This window comes from Shewanella sp. POL2 (assembly GCF_000282755.1).
Classification (GTDB): Bacteria; Pseudomonadota; Gammaproteobacteria; order Enterobacterales; family Shewanellaceae; genus Shewanella; species Shewanella xiamenensis.
This window is the reverse complement of record NZ_AKZL01000119.1, coordinates 1-11531: the sequence shown is the minus strand read 5'-3', so window position 1 is coordinate 11531 and position 11531 is coordinate 1. Positions and strand designations below refer to the sequence as shown.

Annotated in this window: 7 protein-coding genes and 1 pseudogene; 4 read left to right on the top strand and 4 right to left on the bottom strand. The window is 45.9% G+C overall.

The genetic code is table 11. The features are described from left to right. A pseudogene (locus SHEWPOL2_RS20225) lies at positions 1 to 393 on the bottom strand (hypothetical protein); the annotation flags it as partial. A gap of 272 nt (positions 394 to 665) precedes the next feature. On the opposite strand from SHEWPOL2_RS20225, the gene SHEWPOL2_RS20220 reads away from it, so the two are divergent. After that, the gene (locus tag SHEWPOL2_RS20220) at positions 666 to 1337 is read left to right on the top strand and encodes a glutathione S-transferase (protein ID WP_037418325.1); all 672 of its coding nucleotides are present in this window, start codon (positions 666 to 668) and stop codon (positions 1335 to 1337) included. A 550-nt stretch (positions 1338 to 1887) separates the two neighbouring features. On the opposite strand, the gene SHEWPOL2_RS20210 is transcribed toward SHEWPOL2_RS20220, so the two are convergent. Beyond that, positions 1888 to 3645 carry a SulP family inorganic anion transporter gene (locus tag SHEWPOL2_RS20210; RefSeq protein WP_037418330.1) on the bottom strand — a complete coding sequence of 586 codons (1758 nt, stop codon included), beginning with the start codon at positions 3643 to 3645 and terminating at the stop codon, positions 1888 to 1890. A gap of 224 nt (positions 3646 to 3869) precedes the next feature. Beyond that, complete coding sequence (locus tag SHEWPOL2_RS20205) at positions 3870 to 4496, bottom strand: LysE family transporter (protein ID WP_037431083.1); 627 nt, start codon at positions 4494 to 4496, stop codon at positions 3870 to 3872. Between the two features lie 91 nt (positions 4497 to 4587). On the opposite strand from SHEWPOL2_RS20205, the gene SHEWPOL2_RS20200 reads away from it, so the two are divergent. Continuing rightward, on the top strand, positions 4588 to 5946 hold the full coding sequence (locus SHEWPOL2_RS20200) for a PLP-dependent aminotransferase family protein (RefSeq protein ID WP_037431080.1): 1359 nt from the start codon (positions 4588 to 4590) through the stop codon (positions 5944 to 5946). 128 nt (positions 5947 to 6074) lie between these two features. On the opposite strand, the gene SHEWPOL2_RS20195 is transcribed toward SHEWPOL2_RS20200, so the two are convergent. Further along, entirely contained in the window at positions 6075 to 7949 is a 1875-nt protein-coding gene (locus SHEWPOL2_RS20195) for a choice-of-anchor I family protein (RefSeq protein WP_037431078.1), read from the bottom strand. Positions 7950 to 8499: 550 nt separating this feature from the next. On the opposite strand from SHEWPOL2_RS20195, the gene SHEWPOL2_RS20190 reads away from it, so the two are divergent. Beyond that, positions 8500 to 9654: a multidrug effflux MFS transporter gene (locus SHEWPOL2_RS20190; RefSeq protein WP_239642790.1), complete on the top strand. Its 1155-nt coding sequence runs from the start codon at positions 8500 to 8502 to the stop codon at positions 9652 to 9654. Positions 9655 to 10122: 468 nt separating this feature from the next. After that, positions 10123 to 11531, top strand: a 1409-nt coding sequence (ilvB, locus tag SHEWPOL2_RS20185; RefSeq protein WP_037431074.1) for a biosynthetic-type acetolactate synthase large subunit, incomplete at its 3' end; no start/stop codon positions are given.

The following is an 11531-nucleotide window of genomic DNA, read 5'->3' as shown; positions in this document are numbered from 1 at the left end:
TCCACTAGGATGACTTCAGGATCGGAAATCAGCGCGTTCCAGTCCTGTGGCTTAACGTAAGTGCCCACCACTTTAAGCGGATCGATACCCTCGACGCCCATGGTGACGATTTCTTTTTTTGAGCTTCACCTTAGTGCGGTAGAAAGGCATTTCGTCGTCAAAGGATAACTTGTAAACGATGTTTTCAAGGCCATTTTGGTTATTCAGCCAAGCCAGCAGTGCGTCGATAGCCGCTTGAGTGCCGGCCACTGTGCCGTTAATTCCCTCACTTGCCAGCAACAATGTGCCTTTAATCTCGGCCTGTTCCATCATGGACAGGAGTGGCTCACGCAGCGACTCAAAATGCGGTAATGAAACAAACTTATATAAAGCACAAACAACAACGTTAGACATAACACCCTCAACTGCTGGCTGGAACTTAATTTCCAGTGCATTAACCAATAATCACCCAAGCCTAAGCTAGGTCGCAAAAATAGGGCGAAATTCTACCTGAGTCACAGTCGGATAAACACAGACAAAAACCAAGGTCATTGCTTATTTACAGGCAAACGGTGGAAAAATCAGTAATAAACGCAGTATTTCTGTTTTAAAGTCACTACTATTGCCAACTTTTAACCCACAGTCGTGACTAAATCGTTTTTATCATTGCATTAAGGAATAAGACTATGCCCTTACCCATACTCTACAGTTTTCGCCGCTGTCCTTATGCTATGCGCGCTAGACTTGGGCTATTGCTCGGCCAATGCCAAGTGGAAGTGAGAGAAATCACCCTTAAAGCGAAACCCGCAGAGATGTTAGCCATCTCCCCCAAGGGCACAGTGCCCGTATTGCAGCTCCCTACTGGAGAGGTGATTGCTGAGAGCTTGGATATTATGCTCTGGGGACTGCATAAGGCTGACTCGCCAGCCGCACAGCAGTTACTCGGACAAACCACCTCAGCGCAAAGCCTGATTAATGAGCTTATTGTGCAGAATGATGTTGAATTTAAACCTTGGCTGGATAAGTACAAATATGCAGATCGGTATCCTGAATACTCGCAGGCGGATTATTTCGCCAAGGCCAGCACTTTTCTGGTACGGCTCGAAGCACAGCTTCAGCAACATCCTTATCTTATCAGCCCTGCGTTAAGCCTTGCTGATTTTGCCATTGTGCCTTTTATCCGCCAATTTACTGCGGTGGATGCCAAACGGGATTTGAACGGTGATTTCCCACGGCTTATGGCATGGTTAACTGAGCTAACAAGCACTGACATATTTCAACATGCCATGACTAAATATGTGATCTGGCAGACTGGTAATACCCCAAATTACTTGTTAGGAACGTCTATAAGTAAATAAGAATTAACGTTTATTTTTATATACCCTATAGAAATCGGTAAAATGTTCACGTAAAGTAGCTCTCACTTAGGTAAAGTGAGTAAATCCTTTTTAACATTTTATGCTAAATCATCACGATGAATTACAGGGATAAAGTACTTGGATAATACGGATATTATAATCATAGCGATGCTCATCGGTTTAGCCCTACTGCATTGCTTATTCGCAGCTCGAGTATTTAAGAGCCAAGTTAACCTCAGCACTAACAAAAAATGTTTATGGTGCCTGCTAAGCTTATTTTTAGGACCCATAGGCTACTATGCCTATCATGGTTTAATCCCTTTAGATAAACTGCAAAATGACTAGAACGGGTTGATGTTTAAGCTTTAGATGTTGCGCAAGCTCGCGAAACGAGGAATGACGCGTAGTTATGATACTCAAATGACGAGCGGCTCTTTACGCCACAACCATCATACTTTTGAGGCATCAAATATAAAGTGCATAACTCTATGCACTTGAACAATAAACCAAAAAGCGCGGACATTACCGCGATTTTCGTTAAAATAGTATCCTATAAATGACTATGAAGTAGCACATCATCCTCAGGCGCTTTTTTGATAACAGGTGCTTGGCCTTCAGCTAGTGCTTGCTTGTAACTTTGGTTCATTTTCAGCGCAAGATATAAATCTGGCCGAATTAAAATGCCGCCTTCGCCTGACGGGATCCCCGCCTGTTCAAACCAGCCAAGCATCTGCCTTTTACGCCCCGCCAAGACTAAACGTATACCACGCTTCTTCAATAATTGATGGAGATCTGCAAGCATGGCCATCACACTTAAATCCAAGTGGGTAAAACACGGCACGGCATCAATAATGATGCAATCGACGGGTTCAGGCTCACGGATAAACTTCTCCAGTAAGCGGCGTTTAAAGTAAGTGGCGTTAAAGTAGGTTAATGGTGAATTGAAACGGTAAATAAATACGCCGGGGACAGATTTAGCCTTACCCGAATCATCCACACTGCGAATAACGCCTTTATGATCTAGTCCAAGTACTTGATCGGTAGGACGCATCACAGTCGCTAAAAATTGGAATAAGCCCAACAATACCGCTAAGGTGATACCAGGGATCACCCCAATAAACAGCACCGAAAACAAGGTTGTACAGGCGAGTAAAAAGGCGGAGCGATCCCGTACGCGCAGGTTCCACAGCGCCTTTAAATCAATCAATGAAATTGAGGCAATCACCAACACGACCCCAAGCGCAGAACTGGGGATATATTTCAATGGTGCAGTAAAAAACAACGCGACGATCGCAATCAATAACGCCGCGATGATTGATACAAGCTGACTTTTACCGCCGTTAGCATCATTGACAGCTGTACGCGAATCAGCACCGCTGACCGCAAAACCTTGTGATAAAGCTGAAGCAATATTGGCAATGCCGAGGGCTCGAAACTCCTTGTCCGCATCGATATCATAGCCATTTTTAGCCGCAAAACTGCGTGCAGTAAGCATCATACTCACAAAACTCACCATGGCTAAGTTAAGCGCAGGCACAACTAGTTCACGGGCAATACCAATATTAAAAACCGGCGCTTGAAACGAAGGTAAGCCTGCACTCACCTCACCCACCACATTGATATCGAAGCTGGTTAAGTTAAAGGCCCAAACCAAAAATGCAGCCATTGCCATTGCACACATTGAAGCAGGCCATTGTGGACGATAACGTTTTATTAAGGCATAGGTGGCTAAGGTCACCAATCCCATCAATAAGGTGGGCCAGTGTGTTTTGGTGAGATAGGAAGGCGCACCGGATAAGCGCTCAATCAAATAACGCTCATCGAAGGTGAAACCAAAAATCTTTGAGAATTGACCGACGATAATAGTGATCGCCACACCATTAAGTAACCCCATTAAAATCGGTTTTGAGAGAAAGTCCGCCAAGACGCCAAGGCGAAAACGGCTGGCGATTAAACACCAAAAACCGGTCATGGCCGTCATGGTCATCACGAGTTGCCAGTGCTTCATGCTGTCGCCAGCAGCAAGTGGCGTCACAACTGCGGCAATCACGGCACAAGTCGCGGCATCGGGACCAACGATTAATTGTCTAGAAGTACCAAACAATGCATACACTAACATTGGCAACACACAGGAGTATAAACCGACAGCGGCATTAACCCCTGTAAGTTGTGCATAGGCAATGGCTACAGGTAAAGCGACCGCCGCCACGGATAATCCGGCTCGAACATCATCCCTGAGCCATTGCTTCTCGTACTGCAGCATCTGCGCCAAACCAGGCATAAATGATACTAAACTGGGAAACTTCACGCGCTAACCTCCATATACTCCCAAGTCAATTGCTAACTTGTTATGGTTAGATAACTCACCTTATATCGGTGCAATACCCACGGCACCAACTTCTTCAGTTTATTTAGGTATATAAAACCGTTATCTAAAAAAGCCATCAATATTATGTTGGTTATGGCATAAAGCCAATCATTAAGCGAGTCAGTATCCCAGAATATTTAAGCTTTTAGCCTAATGAGCTCTGCTTACCGCAGGATCATAGGTAAGGACACCAACAATAAACTGCCCATAAACCAGTTAAAATGGCGTCGACGTTTATCCGTATTCAGTTTTTTACTGATTGTTGCACCAACAAACACCCAAGTGAAGGACGCGGGAAATCCCACCAGATTAAACACTAACACGCCTAGTAATGCACTGAGCCAAAAACCATCGCCCCCTAAGGTAAACGCACTACAAAGGGTAATGGTCGACATCCAAGATTTAGGATTAATCCACTGAAACAGCGCCGCCTCCATCACACTCATCGGCTGACGCCCGTCATCCAAATGCGCCGCCTTAACAGGAGTGGTGACTAATCGATAGGCAAGGTGCAACAAATATAGTAACGCTGCGTACTTTAGCACTTGATGCAACACGGGAAACGCCTCGAATAAAGCGCCAAGACCCAATAACACCGACAGATGCAAAGAGGTCGAACCTAAGCGGATCCCTGCAATATGTGGAATGGTACGCATCACCCCGAAATGAGCGCCGGAGCTGGCGAGTAAAATATTATTCGGCCCCGGAGTCATGGTCATTGTTGCACAAAAAAGTGCCGCTGAGGCCATTAAAGTCCAGAGTTGTGGATCATTAAAAAGTTGAATATCCATAAACACCTAAATTGTATGCATACAATGTTTGACAATAAAAGATACAATAAATAATATAGGGAGATTAGCGGAGATCAATGGATTTATTGTCATGGGTACAATTTGGACGCCGGATCTAGAAGCATTTATAGGTCCTAAATATCAACGTCTGGTCAGTGCGATCGAACAAGGCATTTTGTGTAAGACCCTGCCCCATGGCACAAAACTCCCACCACAGCGGCGTTTAGCCGATGCACTTGGAGTGACCATAGGCACTGTCACTCGGGCCTATGCTCTAGCGGAGCAACGCGGTTATGTGGAAGCGCGTATCGGTGATGGTACCTATGTCAACGCCTCTCCCGTGCCAGAGCTCAGTCATTTGCAGCTCAATATGGCGACTTGTCAGCAACCGCTGACGGATCAAATAAGTACGCTGAGTGATTGCCTAAGCCAACTGGCTAAGGATCCAGCGAAACTGAGTCAACTCCTTGGCTATCGCGCCAGCCCCTTAGATCAACATCAACAGGTATTTCACCACTGGCTTTTACAACGCGGTATTGAACAGCAACCCGAGCAACTGATCTTTACCCATGGTGGGCAACAGGCCATTTTTGCCTGCCTTAATGCCTTCCTCACCAAGGGCGAGGTGCTACTGCACGAGCAGTACAGCTATCCCGGTGTGCGTATTTGCGCGAAACAATTGGGTATCAATAGCATTGGCGTGCCATTAACCGCTGACGGAGTCGATCTGGCAAGATTCGAGGCTTTAGTACAAATCCATCAACCTAAATTGGTGTACTTAACCCTTAACAATCAAAACCCCACCTGCATTCAATACAGTGAGCAACAGAGAGAAAAACTCTTGGCACTCGCGGAGCAGTACCAGTTTTATATCATTGAAGATGATGTGAATTATTCTCTCCCCGAGGAATGGCACCCTCCACTGTGGCAGTTAGCACAGACGCTGAATGTGCCGAGGGTCATTTACATTTCAAGCCTTTCTAAGCTGTTTTCAGGGGGCTTAAGGCAAGGTTTTATCCTAGTACCCGAGCCGCTTATCGCACCATTGCGCCTCGCCATTCATAGCCAATGTTGGATGGTTTCACCGCTCAATGTGGAGCTCGCCTGTCAGCTGATTAAGCGTGGGCACATCACGGCCAATCGCGATGCAATTATTCGCGCGCGTCAGCAGCAATGCATAGCACTGGGCGACAAGCTGGGGTTAACTCAGCGCTGGCGGGGTTTAAATGGCTGGATCCAGTTACCCGAAGACATTAAAGCCCATCATCTGGTGACCGCCTTAGCAGCTAAAGGTGTACTGATCCGCAATGGGGATGACTTTAACTGTCATGATAACTTTATCCGTTTAAGTTTAGGTGGCGCCGAAAACGATACCCAATTCCAGCTTGCGCTCGAATGCATCGAATCCACCTTTAGCGCACTCAAGCAAAACGCCTATTCAGTCGTTTAACCTTGCATTTTTATCGCGAGAAAGAAGCAAAAAGAAACGCCAGAGTGATGCTCTGGCGTTTTAAGCTTACTTACAAGCATTTAAGATGTTGAGATCTAAAGTTATCGCACCTTGAACACAAGCTATGGCTATTGCACCTTGATTTGGTACACGCTGGTTGTGCCACTGACTTCATTACCAATGATCAACAGAGGCTGACCATTAGGACTCTTCTCGGCACTCACAAACTTCATGCCTTCTGGCCCTAAATCGCCCGCTAAACTGGCATCACCTTTCACTTCACCTGTATCTGTATTAATGCTGAAACTCGAGTCAAAATCACGGTTTACTACATAATCCACAAAATGCACGTCAAAAGGATTTGTCACGTCGTACATCATAAAACCAGAGGTACGTTCAAGCCCGATAAAGGCATAGCGTTTTTGGCCAATTTTGCCTAGAACTAAGGCTTCTGGCTCGGGTCCTTTATCATCACTGCGGCTATCGCCTTTGTTTTCTTCATTGTTATTGTTGAAGTTATTGCCTAACAAGGCTGCGGTGATCCGCTCAAAATCGCTGCCACTGTCAAACACCTGTTGACCATCGGCGGTCCAGATTGAGAAAGAACGCGCGCCGAAGCTCACAATTTTGTCATAATCGCCGTCGTTATCGTCATCACCCATACTCTTAGTCACTTTCAAACGGGCTAATTGGGTCTTATCTTTTGCGGCAGCAAATTGTGGATGATTAGGATCTAAAGTTAAGTCACCGGCACGGGCTTCCTCCGAAAACCCAGCATAATCACGGGAATCTCCTTCGTTTGCGGTAACAATAAAATCAGCATTATTCCAACGGTAACTCGCAATGGTATCGGGTTGATACATGCCATACACGCCCGCATAGGCCTGAAGGTTGACCATATCGTCCTTGTCACTTGCATCAATTTTATTCACATCAAGACCATAATCCTTCAGTCCTAAGGGTAAAATTTTCGTTACTTTGGCATTGGCGATATCAATCACCGCGATGGCATTGTTCTCCTGCAAGCTCACAAAGGCTCGGCTGTTATCGGGGCTGACACTAATATACTCAGGCTCCAAATCTTGCGCGACAGTGGCCATAGGGCCATTGATTTTAATGTCCTTGGTGATTTCATTATAGCGAGCATTGCCCTGATTAAACTCGGTGAATGTCACTAGCGTCGCCGTTGCTGCGGGTTTACCATCCGCAATGGCGATAATGGCTACACTACCCTCAGGATCGATACTATAGTCTTGATTTGGTTCACCTTCATTCGCAACGAGTACCGTTTTGCCATCATGACTAAAGACTACGTTATCTGGTAATGCACCGACTTCAACCGCGCTGAGATACTGCGGTGTCTCATTGCCATTGAGTTGGTAGAAAGCCACATAGCCATTGGCTTGAGTCTTATTGCCCGCTGCATCGCCGCGCTCAATGGCCGCCGCTAACAAGTTACCATAAATACTGACACTGTTAACGCTGCCCATAAAACTCAAGCCCACATCTTTGGCGACATCCAGTTCGCCGAGCTTATCAAGATTATTCAAGGCTAATGGCGCAGTTGCCTCAGCAGCGTTGCCAAGTAAGTTGGCATCGATAATGTCGACTTTACCGCTTCTCGCATTGACCACAAAAATACGCTGAGAAGCACTGTGGTATTCAACAATCTCAGCAGCGCTCAGGCCATAAACGCCCGTTTGATGACGACCAATAAGCTCCGCCTTGACTCCAACTGCTTGGGGTTGGCAAATAAATTGCGTTTGCGCCGCATCGATTTCAGTCTCTTCCAACTTACCATTACGATTCGCATCAAGCCCGGTATCGATACGTTGACCACCGGCGGGGCAGTTTGCATCACCAATAGAGAGTGGAGTCACGTTCACTAATGAATTTAAGCCGTTATCCCCCTGCTCACCATTGGTACCGTCATCACCATTACAGGCACTAAGGAGTAAACTTGCCAGTATCGCACCAGCCAGCGGCAGTCGTTTTGTGTTCATTGCTTCATTCCTGAATGTGTTGTTATAAGTCGTAGGGTTAAACTAAAGCCCAATAAACTAATCCGCATTCAAGACGGTTAGATGACATATAGATGACGGTGACGTGACAATCCCAGTCGAAGGAATGACGCTCAGGCGTACATTGGTGCATCAATGCAATAAAAAGGCAGTAAATCGATTTTGGTTACAATTTAAGTGTAAAGATATCGTCATCGAGATTGGCTTATTCGCCTGAGCGTTTTACTATGTTATGGCTTAATATCCTTATACTCGATGACAAGACCAATCACTCAGTTCAACTGTTGGTTGGGTCTACGCTGGTCACTCATTTCTCCCCTATACTCCTCCAATGCTCATGGCACGATATGCTATGTCAATCGAGGCGAAATGAGTCGCCAATAAGCAAAATTGTTACCCTACAATTTTGATTTTCGAGTGACATAACACTTTATATCGCCTTCTTTCGCCACTCGAGGTAACTGTGGACCTACAATCGTCAAGTAATTCAACCACACAGCGTAATATTCCCCATTTGGCCTTGCTTATCCCAATGCTTGCCGCCATTGTCGCGATCACGCCGCTCGCGATTGACATGTATTTGCCCGCTATGGCAACACTCGCCCATAGCTTTCATACCGATATCACCTTAGTGCAACAATCCTTGAGTGTTTACTTAGGCGGCTATGCCCTCGGCATGCTGTGCTTTGGGCCGCTTGCTGACCGTATTGGCCGTCGTCCCATGGTGATTATGGGACTATCAGGTTTTATGTTAGCTAGCCTGTTGTTAGGCTTAGCCGAGCTGATTGAAGTGTTTTTGGGCCTGCGCTTTTTACAAGCTTTTATCGGCGCAGCGGCCACTGTAGTTGTCCCTGGCTATATCAAAGAAGTCTATGGTGAAAACACGGCTAAAGGTATGTCTTATGTCAGTTTAATCATGATGTTAGCGCCATTATTAGCCCCCAGTATTGGTAGTCTTATCCTCGAACTTGGCGAATGGCATTTGATCTTCTTTATCCAATCAGCCTATGCCCTGTTATTACTGATGTTGGTCATTACGCTGCTGAGAATGCCCAGCGATAAAGATCAAAGTAGCCGCAGCCAAAAATCTTTTTTAGGCGCCTATGCCACTGTGTTTTCACGCCCAGGCGTCAAAATGAATATTGCCAGCGGTGTGCTCACCTCTTTTGCCTTTTTCTGTTATTTAACGGCATCGCCCTTTGTCTATATGGAGGTTTTTTCATTAGATAAATCCTTATTTGCCCTACTCTTTAGTACCAATGTGGGCGCTCTGATGCTGGCAAATATCATCAATACCCGAATTGTGGGCCGTTATGGCTCGTTAAGGATGTTGCACGTGTCGACTTTCTTAGGAGCGCTCGCAGCTGCAGGTTTACTGGGAGTGAATTTATTGGGTTTCAGTTACCACTTTACGGTATTAATGCTTATTCCACTGATGGGTTCTCTTGGCATTATGTCAGTTAATGCTGATGCCATTGTGTTAATGAAATTTAAGCAGGAAACCGGCACGGCAACGGCGGTAATTGGCACCTTAAGATTTGGCTTTGGTGCCCTTGCAGGACCATTACTCGCGCTGTTTTACAATGGCACCGCAGTGCCCTTCTCGGCATTAATGTTGACGGCGGTATTATTGGTGGGATTCTGTCAATTTAACCGGCCGACTCATCAAGCCAAACAAAAGCAATAATCTACGCCTTTATGCTGCGCAAGCGAAGCAATCATAGTTTTCATCGCTTTTGTGGTTGATTTGTAACAAATTAAGTGGTCCCTAAACAAACGGCACTTAGGTTATATATAGTACCTTGGGTGCCGTTTTTCATTGTAAATCAGCTAACCCATTCTAATTAAAGTGATTAAATAAAATGACCCCACACAAAAACTCCCGTTTAATGAGCATTTATCGCGCCTAAACATGAAATTGTCTCAAGTTGGTTATTTTTTACAGAAAACCCTTGAAATGTGTTCTTTTTTGAATATGATGAAATTCTGTTCATTGCAACAGCTGCTGCATCCAAAGGGATGAGCGCTTGAAATCGATGGTTTCAAGTTCAGCAAACGGAGTCTGAATTACCCTTCAGGCTTATTTTTAGAGCGATTACCGTCGCTGTAACAAGATACTGTTTACCGTAACGGTACTATGCAATAGGAGTTTCACATGGAGAAGTTATCCGGCGCCAGCATGATTGTGCGTTCCCTTATTGATGAAGGGGTAAAGCACATATTTGGTTATCCTGGCGGCTCAGTGTTAGATATCTACGACGCCCTGCACCTTATCCCCGGTATTGAACACATCCTTGTTCGCCACGAACAGGCCGCCGTGCATATGGCCGATGGTTATGCCCGAGCTACGGGAAAAGTAGGCGTAGTACTCGTGACCTCAGGCCCAGGCGCCACCAATGCCATTACTGGCATCGCCACCGCCTATATGGATTCGATTCCATTAGTGGTGTTATCTGGCCAAGTGCCGAGCAATCTAATCGGTAACGATGCGTTCCAAGAATGCGACATGATTGGGATTTCACGCCCAGTCGTCAAACACAGCTTTTTAGTCCAAGATCCCACTCAAATTCCTGAGATCATTAAAAAAGCCTTTTATATTGCCTCCACGGGTCGTCCTGGCCCCGTCGTGGTAGACTTGCCCAAGGATTGCCTCAATCCGGCATTACTGCACGACTATATTTACCCCGAGAGCATAAAAATGCGCTCCTATAATCCAACGACATCGGGCCATAAAGGTCAAATTCGTCGAGGATTACAGGCATTATTAGCAGCGAAAAAACCCGTGCTCTATGTGGGTGGTGGTGCGATTATTTCTAGCAGTGAAAAGCAGATCTTAACCCTAGCAGAAAAGTTAAATATCCCCGTTGTCAGCACCTTAATGGGCCTTGGCGCCTTCCCTGGCACCCATAAAAACAGCTTAGGTATGTTGGGGATGCACGGTCGCTATGAAGCTAACATGACCATGCATAACTGCGATCTTATCTTCGGGATTGGCGTGCGTTTCGATGACAGAACCACCAACAACATCGAAAAATACTGCCCTAACGCCACCATCTTGCATATTGATATCGACCCCTCATCGATTTCAAAAACCGTACGAGTGGATATCCCGATCGTTGGCTCGGCCGATATTGTATTAGACAGCATGTTAGCCCTGCTTGAAGAATCGAAGGAGAGCAACGATAGCGAGGCGCTCAATCAATGGTGGCAAGAAATCACTGTGTGGCGCGAGCGTAACTGCTTGGCATACGATAAGGAAAGTCATCGGATCAAACCACAGCAAGTGATTGAAACTCTCTACAAACTCACTAATGGTGAGGCCTATGTCGCCTCGGATGTGGGCCAGCATCAAATGTTTGCCGCACTCTATTATCCCTTTGATAAACCCCGCCATTGGATTAACTCCGGTGGCCTTGGCACTATGGGCTTTGGTTTACCCGCAGCAATGGGGGTCAAAATGGCAATGCCAGACGAAACCGTCGTGTGCGTAACGGGCGATGGTTCGATTCAAATGAATATTCAAGAGCTTTCAACCGCTCTGCAATACGATACGCCGGTTAAAAT

Bases quoted from the DNA above. Each gene is read 5' to 3' on its own strand.
- SHEWPOL2_RS20190 (WP_239642790.1), top strand. From the start codon at position 8,500: ATGCTTGCCGCCATTGTCGCGATCACGCCGCTCGCGATTGACATGTAT.
- SHEWPOL2_RS20195 (WP_037431078.1), bottom strand. From the start codon at position 7,949: ATGAACACAAAACGACTGCCGCTGGCTGGTGCGATACTGGCAAGTTTA.
- SHEWPOL2_RS20220 (WP_037418325.1), top strand. From the start codon at position 666: ATGCCCTTACCCATACTCTACAGTTTTCGCCGCTGTCCTTATGCTATG.
- SHEWPOL2_RS20205 (WP_037431083.1), bottom strand. From the start codon at position 4,496: ATGGATATTCAACTTTTTAATGATCCACAACTCTGGACTTTAATGGCC.
- SHEWPOL2_RS20200 (WP_037431080.1), top strand. From the start codon at position 4,588: ATGGGTACAATTTGGACGCCGGATCTAGAAGCATTTATAGGTCCTAAA.